Below are 16959 nucleotides of genomic sequence, written 5' to 3' on the forward strand. Positions count from 1 at the left end.
GTCATGGCCGATCCGAACAAGTTGAAACCCGAACAGGAAAGCCCACGGGCCCCCGAGGATAACACGCAGGCGGAGCAAAGCCCTGAGCTGCCACCGGAAATCGGCGGCCCCAGTGGCCCGGAGCCCACCCGCTACGGCGACTGGGAGCGCAACGGGCGCTGTTCCGATTTCTGAACACTTCCATACCATCCGCAAGCTCCCGTAAATATTGCTAATTTGGGCAATATCAGGCGCTTGCGGCGGTTTATTGGCGCCGCGACAGCTTGCGTCAGAGCGGCCTAACGGTTAGCGTATGCCGCCGTCCGATACCCATACCCGCGGAGCGATGAATAATGCAGACCGATAATCGGCCGCTTTCCCCTCATGTGCAGGTTTACAAGCAGGGCTGGACCGGCACGCCGTCCATCCTGCACCGCATCACCGGTGCCGTGACCACCGCCGGCAGCGTGCTGCTGATCTGGTGGCTGGTGGCCCTGGCCTCCGGGCCGGAGGCTTTCGCTACGGCTCAGGGCTTCTTCGGCAGCATCGTCGGGCAGGTGTTCCTGTTCGCGCTGACCTGGACGTTGATCTATCACACCCTCGCGGGCATCCGGCATCTGTTCTGGGATGCGGTGATCGGCGTGGAAGTGGATCGGGCGGTGTTCACCGCCAAGCTGATCGTGTTCGGCTCCATCGGCATTACCGTGCTGCTCTGGATCATTGCTTACACCGTAGGGGGTGCCTGATGAACCTGCGTACTCCGATCAAGCGGGCTCGCGGCCTGGGTTCCGCCAAGCATGGCTCCGGTGTGTGGCTGGCCGAGCGCGTCAGCGCCGCCGCTCTGGTGCCGCTGGTCATCTGGTTCGTCTACAGCCTGATCTGCTATGCCGGCGCCGATTACGCGGTGGTCCGTGAGTGGTTCGCCTCGCCGGTGACGGCGGTGCTGATGAGCCTGCTGGTGGGCCTGACGGCGCACCACGCGGCCAACGGCATGCAGGTGATCTTCGAGGACTACCTGCACGTCGAATGGCAGAAGATGCTTGCCATCTATCTGGTCAAATTCATCGCGTATCTGCTGGCCGCGGCCGGTATCTTCGCGGTGCTGCGCGTTTCTCTGGGAGGCTGATACGTGGCTGGCGATTACAACATCATCGATCACACCTACGACGTCGTGGTGGTGGGTGCCGGCGGCGCCGGCCTGCGCGCCACCTTCGGCATGGCCGAGAAGGGCCTGAAGACCGCCTGCGTCACCAAGCTGTTCCCTACCCGCAGCCACACCGTGGCGGCTCAGGGCGGTGTCTCCGCGGCACTGGGCAATATGGGCGAGGACGACTGGCGCTGGCACATGTACGACACCGTCAAGGGCTCCGACTGGCTCGGTGACCAGGACGCCATCGAGTACATGTGTCGCCAGGCCATTCCCTCCATTCTGGAGCTGGAGCATTACGGCGTGCCGTTCTCCCGCACCGAAGAGGGCAAGATCTACCAGCGGCCCTTCGGCGGCATGACCACCCATTACGGCGAAGGACGCGCCCAGCGCACCTGCGCCGCCGCCGACCGCACCGGTCACGCCATCCTGCACACCCTGTATCAGCAGGCGCTGGCCCACGAGGCGGAGTTCTACATCGAGTACTTCGCCATCGATCTGATCATGGAGAACGGCGAGTGCCGCGGCGTGGTGGCGATCGATCTGGCCACGGGCGACATTCATCGCTTCCGTGCCCACATCGTCTGCCTGGCCACCGGTGGCTACGGCCGCTCCTACTTCTCCTGCACCTCCGCCCACACCTGCACGGGTGATGGCAACGGCATGGTGCTGCGCGCAGGCCTGCCGCTGCAGGACATGGAGTTCGTCCAGTTCCACCCCACCGGCATCTACGGCTCCGGCTGCCTGATCACCGAGGGTGTGCGCGGCGAGGGTGGTTACCTGACCAACTCCGAAGGCGAGCGCTTCATGGAGCGCTACGCCCCCAACGCGAAGGATCTGGCCTCCCGCGACGTGGTGAGCCGCTCCATGACCATCGAGATCAACGAAGGTCGCGGCGTGGGTCCGAACAAGGACCACATCTACCTGCACCTGGAGCACCTGGGTGCGGACGTGATCAACGAGCGTCTGCCGGGCATCGCCGAATCCGCCCGCATCTTCGCTGGCGTGGACGTGACCAAGGAGCCGATCCCGGTGCTGCCCACGGTGCACTACAACATGGGCGGCATTCCCACCAACTACCACGGCGAAGTCGTGACCCTGAAGGACGGCAACCCCGACCAGGTGGTGCCGGGCCTGATGGCCATCGGCGAGGCGGCCTGTGTGTCCGTGCACGGCGCCAACCGTCTGGGCTCCAACTCGCTGCTGGATCTGGTGGTGTTCGGCCGCGCCGCGGCCATCCGCGCCGCCGAGTTGGTGAAGGATGCCGGCGAGCTCCACAAGCCCCTGCCCGAGGACGGCTCCGATCTGGCGCTCTCGCGCCTGGACCGCATCCGCAACGCCCAGGGCAGCCTGAGCACCGCCGAGATTCGCGACAATATGCAGCGCACCATGCAGAGCTACGCGGCGGTGTTCCGCACCGGCGAGTCACTGCAGCAGGGCGTGAGCAAGATGGAAGAGGTGTACGCCTCCTTCAGCGACGTGAAGATCAGCGACCGGGGCCTGGTGTGGAACTCCGATCTGATCGAGACCCTGGAGCTGGAGAACCTGCTTGGCTGCGCCCAGGCGACCATCCAGTCCGCCCTCAACCGGCCCGAGTCCCGCGGCGCCCACGCCCGCGAGGACTACCCGGAGCGCAATGACGAGGAGTGGATGAAGCACACCCTGTCTTGGGTGAACGAGCAGGGCAAGGTGAGCCTGGATTATCGCCCGGTGCACATGTACACCCTGACCGACGAAGTCGAGCCCTTCCCGCCGAAGGCGCGCGTGTACTAAGCCGACGATTCCGGAACGAGGATAAAGCGAATGGCACAGTTCAAACTTCCCGCCAACTCGCGGGTCGGCGAGGGCAAGACCTTCAAGGCCGAGGGTGCGAAGAATGTGAAGCGCTTCAGTGTGTACCGCTGGGCGCCGGAAGACGGCCAGAACCCCCGCATGGACACCTACGAGGTGGATCTGGATAACTGCGGGCCGATGGTTCTGGACGCGCTGATCAAGATCAAGAACGAGATCGACCCGACCCTGACCTTCCGGCGCTCCTGCCGCGAGGGCATCTGCGGCTCCTGCGCGATGAACATCGACGGCGGCAACACCCTGGCCTGCACCAAGGACATCCAGGAGCTGCCCGACGAGGTGCGCATCTACCCGCTGCCGCATATGCCGGTGGTGAAGGATCTGGTGCCGGATCTGACGCACTTCTATGCCCAGTACGCCTCCATCAAGCCCTGGATGCGCACCCAGTCGGCCACCCCGCCGGACCGGGAGCGCCTGCAGAGCAAGGAAGACCGTGCGAAGCTCGACGGGCTCTACGAGTGTATTCTGTGCGCCTGCTGCTCCACCTCCTGCCCCAGCTACTGGTGGAACGGTGATCGCTACCTGGGTCCGGCCATCCTGCTGCAGGCGTATCGCTGGATCGTCGACAGCCGTGATGAGTCCACCGGCGAGCGCCTGGACGATCTGGAAGATCCGTTCAAGCTGTATCGCTGCCACACCATCATGAACTGCGCGAGCACCTGTCCCAAGGGTCTGAACCCTGCCAAGGCCATCGCGGAGATCAAGAAGCTGATGGTGGAGCGCCGGGTTTAAAGCCCGCGCTCCGGGCCCCAGAACACGCCGGCCGGGCAGATGCTCCGCCGGCGTTTTTTATGGGCGCGAGGCCTGGCCTGAAGGCGCGGCGCCCGACCGGTGAGCTTCCGTGAAAACAGCCTAAGGAACAAGTACATGAGCGCATCTTCAAGAATCCGCTGGAAGTCCCGCCGGGGGCTGAAGGAGCTCGACGTGCTGCTCGAGCGCTTCCTCGCCCGGCGCTATCCGCAGCTCAGCGTAGCGGAGCAGGGCGCCTATGACCGGCTGCTGGATCATGAAGACACGGATTTGCAGCACTGGCTGATCGGTTCCGAGCAACCCACGGACAGGGAGCTGCAACATATTGTCCAGCTCATACTCAGCACCCCTGCTTCTTGAGCCCGGCCCCTCGGCACGCCTGGTGGCCTGGCTGATTGGCTGTCATGGTCTCGCGCTGATGCTTCCCTGGGTTGCGCGCCTGCCCGCGTCGGTATCGCTGTTGTGGTCGGCGCTGATACTGGGCCTGGCGGCCGAGGCGCTGTGGGCGCTGCACCGGCGCCGCCGGTATCTGCCCCGTGCCATCGCCCTGGCGGCGAGCGGCGCCGTGCGCCTGCGTTGGGGGGACCGCCAGGTGGCGGCGAAGCACGCCATCGCCAGTGGCTTTCGCCACCCGGCGGTGTGCCTGATTCGACTAAGGGGCGCGGGAGGCCGTCGCAGCCTGGTACTGCCGAGGGATTGCCTGGGCGATCATGCCCACCGGCGGCTGCGGGTCTACCTCACCGCTTGGTCGCAGGCGCGGGCGACTCCCCGTCGCCCAGATTGCTGAAAGGGCGGGGGGCGGGCGGCACCAATACGGTGGGGCGGGTCTCGGGCAGGGAGTTGGGGTAATCCAGGGTGTAGTGCAGGCCACGGCTTTCCTTGCGGGCCTGGGCGCTGCGGATGATCAGATCCGCCACCAGGGCGAGGTTGCGCAGCTCTATCAGGTCGGCGCTGACCCGAAAATGCCCATAGTACTCGTGGATTTCCCGGCGCAGCATGTCCACCCGCCGCTTGGCCCGCTCCAGACGCTTGTCGGTGCGGACGATGCCCACGTAATCCCACATCAATCGGCGCAGTTCGTCCCAGTTGTGGCTAACCACCACGGCCTCATCCGAGTCGCTCACCCGGCTCTCGTCCCAGGGCGGCACTTGCTCGGGCGGAGCCGGTTCGCTGGCCCGAGCAGCGATGTCCTCGGCTGCCGCGGCGGCGAACACCAGGCACTCGAGCAGGGAATTGCTGGCGAGCCGATTGGCCCCGTGCAGGCCTGTGTAGCTCACCTCCCCCACGGCATACAGGCCGCTGATATCCGTGCGCCCGTGCAGATCGGTCAACACCCCGCCGCAGGTGTAATGGGCCGCCGGCACCACCGGCACGGGCTCGCGGGTCATGTCGTAGCCGTATTCCAGGCAACGCCGATAGATGGTGGGGAAGTGCTCGAGGATGAAGTCATGCGGTTGGTGGCTGATGTCCAGGTATAGGCAGTCCGCCCCCAGGCGCTTCATTTCGTGGTCTATGGCCCGGGCGACGATGTCCCGGGGCGCGAGCTCGGCGCGGTGGTCGAAACGTTCCATGAAGGTGGAGCCGTCGGGCAGCCGCAGCTTGCCGCCCTCGCCGCGCACCGCCTCGCTGATCAGGAAGGACTTGGCCTGCGGGTGGTAGAGGCAGGTGGGGTGGAACTGGTTGAACTCCATATTCGCCACCCGGCAGCCGGCCCGCCAGGCCATGGCGATACCATCACCGGTGGAACCGTCGGGGTTGGAGGTGTAGAGGTAAACCTTGCTTGCGCCGCCGCTCGCCAGCACTACATTTCGGGCCGCCAGAGCCCGGACCCGGCCTTGTTCCTTGTCGAGCACATAGGCGCCCAGGCAGCGCCGGCCGGCCTGGCCCAGCCGCTCGCTGGTGATCAGATCCACCGCCACATGGTGTTCGAGCACCGTGACGTGCGGGCACTGGCGCACCCGCTCTTCCAGGGTGATCTCTATGGCGCGCCCGGTGGCGTCGGCGGCGTGGACGATCCGCCGATGGCTATGGCCGCCTTCGCGGGTCAGGTGCAGGGTGCGGGCGTCGGCCTCGGTGGAGAAGGGCACCTGTTGGCGCTGAAGCCAGTGGATGGCGGCGGCGGCACGCTCGGCGACGAAGCGGGCGGTATCCGGTGCGGTGAGCCCGGCGCCGGCAACCAGGGTATCCTCGATGTGCGCTTCCACCGAATCCTGCTCATCCAGCACCGCGGCGACACCGCCCTGGGCGTAGAGGCTGGAACTCTCGGCGAGCGGCCCCTTGCTGAGCACGCCGATGCGCAGATGCGCTGGCAGGCGCAGTGCGAGGCTCAGGCCCGCGGCGCCGGTGCCAATGATCAGCACGTCGAAGGCCGTCTCGGTGTTGTGCATGCGCTTGCGCCCCGGAATCACGATCGGCTACTCTCGAACCCGCCGTGGTGGCGGCATCCGCCGCCTTGAAGCTACCACGAGCCGGCGACACTATACCTCCAAGCGTCAGACGCGTGCGAACTATCCATGCAGCCCAAGGTCTACCCCAATAGAACGAGCATCCGGTTCCTCCGGTCGAGCGCCCGATGAAGAAGGCACCGGTCGATCAGGAACTGGTCAAACGCGTACAGGCGGGGGACAAGAAGGCTTTCGATGTCCTCGTACAGAAGTATCAGCACAAGCTGGTGAAACTGATCATGCGATACGTACATGATCCGAGCGAAGCGCTGGATGTCGCCCAGGAGGCCTTCATCAAGGCCTACCGCGCGTTGCCCCGGTTCCGGGGCGACAGCAGCTTCTACACCTGGCTCTATCGCATCGGCATCAACACGGCCAAGAACCACCTGGTGGCTCAGGGTCGGCGGCCGCCGGAGAGCGACATCGACGCTCAGGATGCGGAGCAGTACGACATTGAATCCCGTCTCAAGGATTACGATACCCCCGAGGCACTGGCCCATCGCGACGAGATCGAACAGACCGTGAACGATGCGCTGGCGGCATTGCCCGACGATCTGCGCACGGCGATCATCCTGCGCGAGCTGGAAGGCATGAGTTACGCGGACATCGCTCAGGCCATGGACTGCCCCGTGGGAACCGTCCGCTCCCGGATATTCCGGGCGCGGGAGGCCATCGACAAGCGCTTGCAGCCCCTGATTGAAAGGTGACGGCTATGAAAGACGAGCTCAAGGAGCAGCTTTCGGCACTGGTGGACGATGAACTGCGTCGGGAGGAGCGCGCATTCTTGTTGCGCAGCCTCGAGCGGCAAGCCGGGTCCGCCGAACTCATTGGCCGTTACTGCCTGGCCCGGGAGGCCATGAGCGGGGAGCTGCCGGCGGCCGAGAGCTGGACTCTGGCATCACGCGTCACGGCGGCATTGGAGACGGAAGCGGTGTACCGCAGCAGTCTTTGGGCGCGGGTTGGCAAGCGTGCCCTGCGTCCGGTGGCGGGGCTGGCGGTGGCGGCATCGGTGGCCACCGTGTCGGTCCTGGTCTGGTTCGATGGAAGCACCGCGCCGGGGCAAGAGGCATTGATGGCCTCACGGCAAGTGACGCCTGCCCTCACGGGCATGCGCGGCGGGAACCCAAACATACAGCCGGTTGCCCGAGGCTCGCTGAGCCAGGGCCAGGCGGCGGCATTCGCTCGGGGAGGAACGTTGGACGAATCCCGTTGGGAGCGCCTGGATCCGAGCGTGAAGCAGCGCCTCAACGTTTATCTGGTCAATCACGGCGAACACGCCTCGTCCGGGGGCGTGGGCAGTGTTCTCACCTACGCGCGCATCGCCGGCCACGGCCGTGAAGACTGAGCCGGCCATGGTAGTGAGAAGCGCACGTGGCCTGCTGTTCTCCCTGCTCTGTCTGCCGGCGCTGGCTGCGGCCCAAGACCCCGATGACGCCCGGGGCTGGTTGGAACGCATGCGCGAGGCAGTACGCGAGCGCAACTACATCGGCACCTTCGTTTACAGGCATCGCGGGCAGCTGGAAACCCTGCGCATTATTCACCGCGCGGGGCCCGGGGGCGAGCGCGAAAGGCTCTATTCCTTGAACGGCTCGGCGCGGGAGATTATCCGCGACAACGACAAGGTCACCTGCATACTGCCCGACGACAAGTCCGTGCTGGTCGACAACCGCCCGCCTGGCAACCCCTTCGCCGACTGGGTTCCCGAGGATATCGCCGCGCTGGGTGAGCACTACGAGTTTCGCCTGGGTGCGGATGGCCGCATCGCCGGACGCCCGGCCAAAGCCCTGCACATCCGCCCCCGTGACAATTATCGCTATGGCTATCAGCTCTGGCTGGACAAGGCTTCGGGACTGATGCTGGGGGCCAGCCTGCACAATGATGCGGGCGAGGCGGTGGAGCAGTTGCTGTTCACCTCGCTGGACACCCCGCAGAGCATTGATGAGGCGCTGCTTCAGCCCGGCGCCAGCGGCGAGGGCTTCACCTGGTATCGGGGCCAGGAGCGCGGCGGTGCGGGCTCTTCGGCCGAGGATGCCTCGGCCTGGTCGGTGGCGAAGCTGCCGCCCGGCTTCACCCTGTTGCGTCGTTACCAGCACGAGGGGCGGGAAGCCACGGGGCCTCGAGAGCATCTTCTTTTCTCCGACGGGCTGGCCAGCGTCTCCGTCTACATCGAGCCTCTGGCGGGCATGCCCGTGTTCGACGGCATGTCGCGTATGGGTGCAGTGAATGCCTATGGGCGGCAACTGGATGATCACCAGATCACCGCGATGGGCGAGGTCCCCGCCGCCACTGTCAGAGCCATTGCCAACGCCGTACGGCGTATCGGTGGGGGAGGCTGATGCTGCGGGAAGAGGGCCGCGTAGTGGCAGTGGCGGATGGCGTGGCCTGGGTGGAGACCCAGCGCCGGGCGACCTGCGATAGCTGCGCGGTGAACAAGGGCTGCGGCACCGGCGCGATGGCCAAGGCCCTGGGGCGCAAGCCCCTGCGTATACGGGTCATTGACGAGCTGGGTGCACGCATTGGCGAGCCCGTACTCATCGGGCTGCCGGAGCAGGCTCTGTTGAGCGGCTCCCTGGCGGTCTACCTGGTGCCGCTATTGCTGTTGCTGGTATTCGCGGCTCTGGGAGACAGCCTGGGCCGTGGGCAGGCTCTGGTCGTGCTGCTCGGCCTGGTCGGTCTGGCGCTGGGTTTTGCCTGGGTCCGTCTGTTCGGCCGTCGGATCGCCCGTGATCCACGCTACCAACCCAGTCTGTTGCGACGCCTATACGGAGAGCAATACGATGAAGCCTGAGCCCCTCCGCCGCTGTGTCCAGCCTTTGGTCCTGTTCATCGGGCTGATGCTCGCGGCGGGCGCGGCCTGGGCGCGCCCGGGTCTGCCGGACTTCGCCGATCTGGTGGAGAAACACAGCGCGGCGGTGGTGAACATCAGCACCACCCAGAGCGTGGAATCCCCCTTGAGTGGGCTGCAGATTCCCAATCTGCCGCCGGATCATCCGCTGCGGGATTTCATCGACCGTTTCCTGGGCGAGAGGGAGCTGCCGCCGGAGAGTCGTGATGCCCAGTCCCTGGGCTCGGGCTTCATCATCGATGCGGGCGGCTACATACTCACCAATTATCACGTTGTGCGGAACGCCAGCGAAGTGATCGTGCGGCTGAGTGACCGGCGTGAGTTCGTCGCCGAACTGCTGGGCAGTGACGAGCGCACCGATCTGGCGCTATTGAAGATCGAGGCGAACGATCTGCCTGTGGTAACCATCGGCAGCGCCTCGCGGCTGCGTGTCGGGGAATGGGTGCTGGCCATCGGTTCGCCCTTCGGCTTCGATCACTCCGTGACCGCCGGCATCGTCAGCGCCAAGGGGCGCAACCTGCCCACCGAGAACTACGTGCCCTTCATCCAGACGGACGTGGCCATCAACCCGGGCAACTCCGGTGGGCCGCTGTTCAATCTGGACGGCGAGGTGGTGGGGATCAACTCCCAGATCTACAGCCGCACCGGCGGCTTCATGGGCCTGTCCTTCGCCATTCCCGTGGAGCTCGCCATGGACGTGGCCGAGCAGCTCAAGGAGAGCGGAAAGGTCAGCCGCGGCTGGCTCGGGGTGATGATCCAGGACGTGACCCGGGAACTGGCCCAGTCCTTCGGCATGTCCAAACCCTACGGTGCCTTGGTCAGCCAGGTCATGGAGGGCAGCCCCGCGGCCCGGGCCGGCCTGCAGGTGGGCGATGTGATCGTCGAGTATGACGGTCGGGAAATCAGCACCTCCGCGGCCCTGCCGCCCATGGTGGGGCGCAGCGCCATTGGTGAGTCGGTGCCGGTGAAGGTGATCCGTGAGGGCAAGCCTCGGAGCCTGAAGGTGCGCATCGGCGAGTTGCCGGAGAACATCGGCGGCAGCACCTCCGGCATGCGCGGGCCGGTGCGCGGCTCTGAAGAGGCGCGGGAACTGGGGCTTACCCTGGAGAGCCTGGACCAGGAGCAGCGAGAGACCCTGGCACTGGACGGCCCGGGGCTGCTGGTGGTGGAAGTCACCAGCGGGCCTGCCCAGCGCGCCGGCATACTGCCCGGTGATGTGCTGCTGCGCATCAATCAGCGCTCGGTGGATAGCCTGGAGGGTTTTCGTGAGCTGGTCCGTGAGCTGCCCCGGGGCAGGCCGGTGCCTGTGCTGATACAGCGCGACGGCGCGCCACGCTTTCTCGCGCTCAGCCTGCCGGGCGAGGAATAGCACCGCGCGGTGACTGTGGGCATTGCCCTATGGGAAAGGCGTCGCACAAGGTAGAATGACGCGCCCGCCCCGGGGAAGCCGGATCTCGACTCCCCCGGGGCGGGCGCGTTTTTTTCGGCACAGCGGCCATATCCGGCCCGGGGCGAGCATGCAGAACATCCGCAATTTTTCAATCATCGCGCACATCGACCACGGCAAATCCACGCTGGCCGACCGCTTCATCCAGCTCTGCGGCGGGCTGACGGATCGCGAGATGGTCGAGCAGGTGATGGACTCCATGGACCTGGAGCGCGAGCGTGGTATCACCATCAAGGCCCAGAGCGTGAGCCTGGACTACAAGGCGCGCGACGGGCAGACCTACCAGCTCAATATTATCGACACCCCAGGCCATGTGGACTTCTCCTACGAAGTCTCGCGCTCGCTGAAAGCCTGCGAAGGCGCCCTGCTGGTGGTGGACGCCGCCCAGGGCGTGGAAGCTCAGAGTGTGGCCAACTGCTACACGGCGGTGGAGCAGGGGCTGGAGATCCTGCCGGTGCTGAACAAGATCGACCTGCCCTCGGCCGAACCCGAGCGGGTGATCCAGCAGATCGAGGAAATCATCGGCCTGGACGCCGAGGACGCGCTGCGAATCAGCGCCAAGACCGGCCTCGGGGTGGAGGACCTGCTGGAATCCATCGTCGCCACCATACCGCCCCCGGAGGGCCAGCCGGACGCGCCGCTCAAGGCGCTGATCATCGATTCCTGGTTCGACAACTACCTGGGAGTGGTCTCCCTGGTGCGAATCGTCGACGGCAGCCTGAGGAAGGGCGACAAGATACGCGTCATGTCCACCGGGCGTGAGTTCCAGGTGGATCAGCTGGGCACCTTTACACCCAAACGCACCCCTGGGGCGGAGCTGCGCACCGGCCAGGTGGGCTTCGTGGTGGCCGGCATCAAGGATATCGACGGGGCGCCGGTGGGCGATACCCTTACCCGCGCGCACCAACCGGCGGATGCGCCCATTCCCGGCTTCAAGCTGGTGCAGCCTCGGGTCTTCGCGGGCATGTTCCCGGTCGACGCCGACGATTACGAGGACTTCCGCGACGCGCTGCAGAAGCTGCGCCTGAACGACGCGGCCCTGCATTACGAACCCGAGACCTCCGGCGCGCTGGGCTTCGGCTTTCGTTGCGGCTTCCTCGGCATGCTCCACATGGAGATTGTCCAGGAGCGTCTGGAGCGGGAATACAATCTGGACCTGATCACCACCGCACCCACCGTGGTCCACGAGGTGGTGACCAAGCAGGGCGAAACGCTCGCCATCTCCAACCCCTCGGATCTGCCCGATGTGGGCCAGATCGAGGAATTCCGAGAGCCCATCATCACCGCGAACATCCTGGTGCCCCAGGAGTTCGTCGGCAACGTCATCTCCTTGTGCGTGGAAAAACGCGGTGTGCAGAAGGACATGCAGTTCGTGGGCAACCAGGTCTCGCTGGTCTACGAAATGCCCATGAGCGAAGTGGTGCTGGATTTCTTCGACCGTTTGAAATCCGCCAGCAAGGGCTTCGCCTCCTTCGATTACGAATTCCGCCGCTTTCAGACCGCCAGCCTGGTGCGCCTGGACGTATTGATCAATGGCGAGCGGGTGGATGCCCTGGCGGTCATCGTGCACCGGGACCATGCTCAGGGCCGGGGCCGGGATCTGACCGAGCGGCTGAAGGAGCTGATTCCCCGCCAGCAGTTCGAAGTGGCCATCCAGGCGAGCATCGGCGCCCACGTGATCGCCCGCTCCACGGTCAAGGCGTTGCGCAAGAACGTGACAGCGAAGTGTTACGGTGGTGACATAAGCCGCAAGCGCAAACTGCTGGAAAAACAGAAGGCCGGCAAGAAACGCATGAAGCAGGTGGGTCGGGTGGAGATTCCTCAGGCCGCCTTCCTGGCGGTTCTGCAGGTGGATAACAAGTAATACGGAACCCCATCGATGCACTTTGATTTCGAGTTTCTGCTGCTGGCATTGACCCTGCTCACCGGCGTGGTCTGGGGCTGGGACAAGCTGCGGGTCCATCGCCTGAAGCGCGCCGGCGAACCCGTACCCAGCGAGCAGCAGCCCCCCTGGTGGATCGACCTGCCGCGTTCGCTGTTCCCGGTGATCCTTGCGGTGCTGGTGGTACGGTCGTTCATCGTCGAGCCCTTTCGCATTCCTTCCGGCTCCATGATACCCACCCTGTACAACGGTGATTTCATCCTGGTGAACAAGTTCAGCTACGGGCTGCGCTTTCCAGTCTGGCACAAGGAGCTGGTCGATTTCGGCGAGCCGGCTCGGGGCGATGTGATCGTCTTCCGCTACCCCGAAGATCCGTCTCAGGATTACATCAAGCGGGTGGTGGCCGTGCCCGGGGACCATCTGGTGTACCGCGACAAGCAATTGATCATCAACGGCCAGGCGTTGCCCCAGCGCCTGCTCGGGCCGTATTACGGCCCCGAGGCCGAACCCGGTGCCCAACTGCGCCTGGAGCGCCAGGGTGGTGAGAGCCGGGAGATTCTGATCCATAATGGCTCCCGGCGGGGCGTGCTGGAGCTCACCGTTCCCGAAGGCGCGTACTTCGTCATGGGGGATAATCGGGATCGCAGCAGCGACAGCCGCTACTGGGGCTTTGTGCCCGAGGAAAACATCGTCGGCAAGGCCTTTTTCATCTGGCTGAGCTGGAACCCCGAAAGCAATGGCATCAACTGGGACAGGTTAGGCAATGCAATCGAATAACAAGCCCTTTCCCCGCCGCCAGGCGGGTATGACCCTGATCGGCTGGCTGCTGGTCTTCATCTTCATCGCCTTTTCCGCGCTGATCGCCATGCGGTTGGTTCCGGTGTACCTGAACGCCCAGGCCGTGGGCAGCATACTCCAAGCGGTGGAGAACGATCGCCAATACAGCGCCGCCGACCGTGCCCGGGTGCTGGATACCATCCGCAAGCGCCTGCAGATCAATGACATTGACGCCGTGGAGCGGGACGATATCGTCTTCGAGCAGGTTACCGGCGGGCTGCAGGTGACCATCGAGTACGAGGACCGGGTGAAGCTGGTGGGTAACCTGGACGCGGTGGCCCGCTTCCGCAAGACAGCGCTGATCCCGCGCTGAGCCGGCGGCCCTTGAGTCCGGATACCGACAAACTGCAAGAGCGCCTCGGCTATCGCTTTCAACAGCCGGAGCTGTTGCAGGCGGCGCTGACCCATCGCAGCATGGGCGGTGCCAACAACGAACGCCTGGAGTTTCTAGGCGATGGCCTGCTGAATTTCGTGATCGCCGAGGCGCTGTTCCGGCTGCGCCCCCGGTGCAACGAAGGGGAGCTGAGCCGCCTGCGAGCGAATCTGGTCAACCGCGGCAGCCTGGCGCTGATCTCCCGGGATCTGGGACTGGGGGAGTGGATGCGGCTGGGCGGCGGTGAGCTGAAAAGCGGCGGCCACCGACGCGAATCCATCCTCGCCGACGCGGTGGAGGCCATCGTCGGCGCGGTGTACCTGGACGGCGGCTTCGAGGCGGCGGTGGCGCTCCTGCACCGGCTGTACGCGGCACGGCTGGCGGATCTGCCGGACGTGGAGAGCTTGAAAGACCCCAAGACCCGCCTGCAGGAATACCTGCAGGCGGGGGGCAAGCCGCTGCCGGAGTACGAGCTTCTGCAGATCACCGGCAAGGCCCACGAGCAAAGCTTCCGGGTGGCCTGCCGCCTGCAGGGTCACGATTTTTACGGCGAAGGGCGTTCGGGAAGCCGGCGCAAGGCCGAGCAGGCCGCCGCCGAACACATGCTACAACTACTCAAGGGAAAATCTTGACCAACGAGCAGGATTCCAGCGCAGGTAACGAAATTCCCTGCGGTTTTGCTGCGCTTGTAGGGCGCCCCAATGTGGGAAAGTCGACCCTGCTGAACCGTCTGCTGGGGCAGAAGATCAGCATCGTCTCGCGCCGACCGCAGACCACCCGCCACCGTATCCTCGGCGTGCACAGTACGGCCGATCAGCAAATCATCTACGTGGACACCCCGGGCCTACACCGGGGCGGTTCCCGAGCGATGAACCGCTACCTCAACCGCGCCGCCGATTCCAGCCTGGATGATGTGGACGTGGTGGTGTTCCTGGTGGAGGGCCTGCAGTGGCGGGAAGAGGACGAGCTGGTGCTGGACCGGCTGCGACGGGTGAACGTCCCGGTGATCCTCGCCGTCAACAAGGTGGACCGCATTGCCGACAAGGCCCGTCTGCTGCCGCATCTGCAGGCGCTCAGTGAAAAGGCGAAGTTCGCCGCCGTGGTGCCGGTGTCCGCGACTCGCGGCGAGAACCTGCCGGCCCTGGAGGAGGAGATCCGTTCGCGCCTGCCGCTGACGAGCCAGCCGCTGTTCCCCGAGGACCAGATCACCGACCGCAGCAACCGCTTTCTGGTGGCCGAACTGGTGCGCGAGCAGCTCATGCGCCAACTGGGGCAGGAAATCCCCTACGCCACCACGGTGGAGATCGAGGCCTACGAGGAAAGCGACAAGCTGGTGCGCATCGGCGCGGTGATCTGGGTGGAGCGCCCTGGCCAGAAGGCCATCATCATCGGCAAGCAGGGGGATCGCCTCAAGCAGGTGGGACAGGCGGCGCGGTTGCAGATCGAGCAGCTGTTGCAGACCCGGGTCTATCTCAATCTCTGGGTCAAGCTGCGCGCTGGCTGGACGGACGACGAACGGGCGCTGCGCTCCCTGGGCTACGACGAGAGTTGAGTCGCCCCCATGACGCCACAACGCGTCAGTCTGCAGAGCGCCTATCTGCTGCATCAGCGGCCCTACCGTGAAACCAGCGCGCTGCTGGAGATCTACAGCCGGGATCATGGCCGGGTCGGGCTGATCGCCCGCGGGGTGCGGGGCCCGCGCAGCCGCCGCGCCGGCCTGCTGCAGCCTTTCGGCTTGCTGCGCCTGTCCTGGCAGGGCAGGGGGGAGCTGCACACCCTCACCGATGTCGAGGGCGCCGAGGCGCATCGGCCGCTCAGTGGCACGCGCCTGGTGAGTGGCTTGTACCTGAACGAATTGCTCATGCGCCTGCTGCGCCGTGAGGACCCCCATGAGGGCCTGTTCTCGGCCTATGGCGCCGCGCTGAAAGCCCTTCGAAGCGATGCGCCGGAGGCCGGTGTGTTGCGCGTTTTCGAGAAACGGCTGCTGGATGAGCTGGGCTATGGCTTATTGCTCGATCACGATCTGGCCGGTGAACCGTTGCGTGAGCACGGGCATTACCGTTACGAGGCTGAACGCGGGCCGGTGCCCCTGGGCGCCCCGGCCCCGGACAGCGTGCCGGGAGGGGCCTTGCTGGCCCTGGCGCGGGAGGACCCGCTCGCGCCCGAGCTGGGCGCGCTGACACGAACCATGCGGCGGTTGCTGCGGCCCTACCTGGGCGAGCGACCGCTGAAGAGTCGAGAGTTGTACCGGCAGTTCGCCGGCAAACGCAAGTAGGAGACAGGCATGCCACAGCACAGTATTGCCCTGGGCGTGAACATCGATCACGTGGCCACTCTGCGTCAGGCGCGGGGCACGACCTATCCCTGCCCGGTGCAGGCGGCGCTGCTGGCCGAACAGGCCGGCGCCGACGGCATCACCCTGCATCTGCGGGAGGATCGCCGGCATATTCAGGATCGGGACGTAGCCTTGCTGCGGGATTTGCTGCAGACCCGCATGAACCTGGAAATAGCCGTTACCGAGGAGATGCTCGCCATTGCCGAACGCTTGCGTCCCCAGGATTGTTGCCTGGTGCCGGAACGGCGCGAGGAGCTGACCACCGAGGGCGGTCTGGATGTGGCCTCGCAGATCCCGCGACTGCGCGAGGCCTGCGAACGGCTGGCGGCGGCGGGCGTGCGGGTATCGCTGTTCGTAGACCCGGATCCGGTTCAGCTGGATGCCGCCCGGGAGGCCGGCGCGCCGGTGGTGGAAATCCACACCGGGTGTTATGCGGAGGCCAGCGATGAGGCCCGGGCAGGCGCTGAGCTGCGGCGCATAGAGGCGGCGGTGGCCCATGGCGTCTCGCTGGGGCTGCGGGTGAATGCCGGCCACGGCCTGCATTATCACAATGTGCAGCCGGTCGCCGCCATGGCGGATATCCACGAGCTCAACATCGGCCACAGCATCATCGCCCGGGCCGTGTACAGCGGCCTGCCTGAGGCGGTGCGGGAAATGAAGCGGCTGATGCTGGACGCGCGGCGGTGAGCATTGTCGGGCTGGGAACGGACATCGTTCGGGTGGCGCGCCTGGCGAGGATACAGGCGCGCCACGGTGAGCGTTTCGCCCTGCGCATCCTCACCGAGGCGGAACTGGCCGGCTACCGACGCAGCCCGCGCCCAGAGGCCGTGCTCGCCAGGCGCCTGGCGGCCAAGGAGGCGGCCGCCAAGGCGCTGGGCACGGGAATTGCGGCCGGAGTGACCTTCAAGGACCTGGAGGTGAGCCACGATGCCCTGGGAAAACCCCTGTTGCGCCTGCACGGGGCGGCGGCGCGGCGCTTGCAGGCCCTGGGCGGGCGCCGCTGCCATCTGAGCATTAGCGACGAACAAGACTACGCGGTCGCCTTTGTCGTGCTGGAGAGCTGAGCCGC

At 65.6% G+C, this 16959-nt stretch carries 21 protein-coding genes; 20 read left to right on the plus strand and 1 reads right to left on the minus strand.

Annotated elements, in window-relative coordinates; all coding sequences use genetic code 11:
* The first annotated feature begins 3 nt into the window (after positions 1-3).
* From GBG68_RS03535 to GBG68_RS03565, 7 genes are all read left to right on the plus strand, one after another.
* Positions 4-174, plus strand: a complete 171-nt coding sequence (locus GBG68_RS03535) for a DUF1674 domain-containing protein (RefSeq protein ID WP_226801604.1) — start codon at positions 4-6, stop codon at positions 172-174.
* A gap of 158 nt (positions 175-332) precedes the next feature.
* On the plus strand, positions 333-725 hold the full coding sequence (gene sdhC, locus GBG68_RS03540) for a succinate dehydrogenase, cytochrome b556 subunit (RefSeq protein ID WP_152145202.1): 393 nt from the start codon (positions 333-335) through the stop codon (positions 723-725).
* Positions 725-1105 carry a succinate dehydrogenase, hydrophobic membrane anchor protein gene (gene sdhD, locus GBG68_RS03545; protein WP_152145205.1) on the plus strand — a complete coding sequence of 127 codons (381 nt, stop codon included), beginning with the start codon at positions 725-727 and terminating at the stop codon, positions 1103-1105. The genes sdhC and sdhD overlap by 1 nt, the downstream gene beginning before the upstream one ends.
* Positions 1106-1108: 3 nt before the next feature.
* Positions 1109-2899 (plus strand): succinate dehydrogenase flavoprotein subunit, encoded by a 1791-nt coding sequence (gene sdhA / locus GBG68_RS03550; protein ID WP_152145207.1) that lies wholly within the window; start codon positions 1109-1111, stop codon positions 2897-2899.
* 30 nt (positions 2900-2929) lie between these two features.
* A complete protein-coding gene (locus GBG68_RS03555) occupies positions 2930-3709 on the plus strand; it encodes a succinate dehydrogenase iron-sulfur subunit (protein ID WP_152145209.1) in 780 nt (259 codons plus the stop codon).
* A 135-nt stretch (positions 3710-3844) separates the two neighbouring features.
* Positions 3845-4087, plus strand: a complete 243-nt coding sequence (locus GBG68_RS03560) for a succinate dehydrogenase assembly factor 2 (protein ID WP_152145211.1) — start codon at positions 3845-3847, stop codon at positions 4085-4087.
* Positions 4088-4145: 58 nt separating this feature from the next.
* On the plus strand, positions 4146-4514 hold the full coding sequence (locus tag GBG68_RS03565) for a protein YgfX (RefSeq protein WP_152145213.1): 369 nt from the start codon (positions 4146-4148) through the stop codon (positions 4512-4514).
* Here the strand turns inward: GBG68_RS03565 and nadB are convergent.
* Entirely contained in the window at positions 4465-6114 is a 1650-nt protein-coding gene (gene nadB, locus GBG68_RS03570) for an L-aspartate oxidase (protein WP_152145215.1), read from the minus strand. The genes GBG68_RS03565 and nadB overlap by 50 nt on opposite strands.
* 185 nt (positions 6115-6299) lie before the next feature.
* Here nadB and rpoE point away from each other — a divergent pair, with 185 nt between their 5' ends.
* From rpoE to acpS, 13 genes are all read left to right on the plus strand, one after another.
* A complete protein-coding gene (gene rpoE, locus GBG68_RS03575) occupies positions 6300-6878 on the plus strand; it encodes an RNA polymerase sigma factor RpoE (RefSeq protein WP_152145218.1) in 579 nt (192 codons plus the stop codon).
* A gap of 5 nt (positions 6879-6883) precedes the next feature.
* Entirely contained in the window at positions 6884-7516 is a 633-nt protein-coding gene (locus tag GBG68_RS03580; protein ID WP_152145220.1) for a sigma-E factor negative regulatory protein, read from the plus strand.
* A gap of 7 nt (positions 7517-7523) precedes the next feature.
* On the plus strand, positions 7524-8507 hold the full coding sequence (locus GBG68_RS03585) for a MucB/RseB C-terminal domain-containing protein (RefSeq protein ID WP_152145222.1): 984 nt from the start codon (positions 7524-7526) through the stop codon (positions 8505-8507).
* Complete coding sequence (locus GBG68_RS03590) at positions 8507-8959, plus strand: SoxR reducing system RseC family protein (RefSeq protein WP_152145224.1); 453 nt, start codon at positions 8507-8509, stop codon at positions 8957-8959. Before GBG68_RS03585 ends, GBG68_RS03590 begins: the two co-directional genes overlap by 1 nt.
* Positions 8949-10385 carry a DegQ family serine endoprotease gene (locus GBG68_RS03595; protein ID WP_193222204.1) on the plus strand — a complete coding sequence of 479 codons (1437 nt, stop codon included), beginning with the start codon at positions 8949-8951 and terminating at the stop codon, positions 10383-10385. Before GBG68_RS03590 ends, GBG68_RS03595 begins: the two co-directional genes overlap by 11 nt.
* Positions 10386-10533: 148 nt before the next feature.
* Positions 10534-12327, plus strand: coding sequence for a translation elongation factor 4 (gene lepA / locus GBG68_RS03600; protein WP_152145226.1), 1794 nt, complete (start codon positions 10534-10536; stop codon positions 12325-12327).
* 15 nt (positions 12328-12342) lie between these two features.
* Positions 12343-13122, plus strand: coding sequence for a signal peptidase I (gene lepB, locus GBG68_RS03605; RefSeq protein ID WP_152145228.1), 780 nt, complete (start codon positions 12343-12345; stop codon positions 13120-13122).
* Entirely contained in the window at positions 13109-13495 is a 387-nt protein-coding gene (locus GBG68_RS03610; RefSeq protein WP_152145230.1) for a DUF4845 domain-containing protein, read from the plus strand. The genes lepB and GBG68_RS03610 overlap by 14 nt, the downstream gene beginning before the upstream one ends.
* Before the next feature lie 11 nt (positions 13496-13506).
* Positions 13507-14187 carry a ribonuclease III gene (gene rnc, locus GBG68_RS03615; RefSeq protein WP_152145232.1) on the plus strand — a complete coding sequence of 227 codons (681 nt, stop codon included), beginning with the start codon at positions 13507-13509 and terminating at the stop codon, positions 14185-14187.
* Positions 14184-15107 carry a GTPase Era gene (gene era / locus GBG68_RS03620; protein WP_152145235.1) on the plus strand — a complete coding sequence of 308 codons (924 nt, stop codon included), beginning with the start codon at positions 14184-14186 and terminating at the stop codon, positions 15105-15107. Before rnc ends, era begins: the two co-directional genes overlap by 4 nt.
* Before the next feature lie 9 nt (positions 15108-15116).
* A complete protein-coding gene (gene recO / locus GBG68_RS03625; RefSeq protein WP_152145238.1) occupies positions 15117-15830 on the plus strand; it encodes a DNA repair protein RecO in 714 nt (237 codons plus the stop codon).
* Between the two features lie 9 nt (positions 15831-15839).
* The gene (gene pdxJ / locus GBG68_RS03630) at positions 15840-16577 is read left to right on the plus strand and encodes a pyridoxine 5'-phosphate synthase (RefSeq protein WP_152145240.1); all 738 of its coding nucleotides are present in this window, start codon (positions 15840-15842) and stop codon (positions 16575-16577) included.
* Positions 16574-16954 (plus strand): holo-ACP synthase, encoded by a 381-nt coding sequence (gene acpS, locus GBG68_RS03635; protein WP_152145242.1) that lies wholly within the window; start codon positions 16574-16576, stop codon positions 16952-16954. The genes pdxJ and acpS overlap by 4 nt, the downstream gene beginning before the upstream one ends.
* The last annotated feature ends 5 nt before the right edge of the window (positions 16955-16959 follow it).

It is taken from the genome of Alkalilimnicola sp. S0819 (assembly GCF_009295635.1).
Classification (GTDB): Bacteria; Pseudomonadota; Gammaproteobacteria; order Nitrococcales; family WHIW01; genus S0819.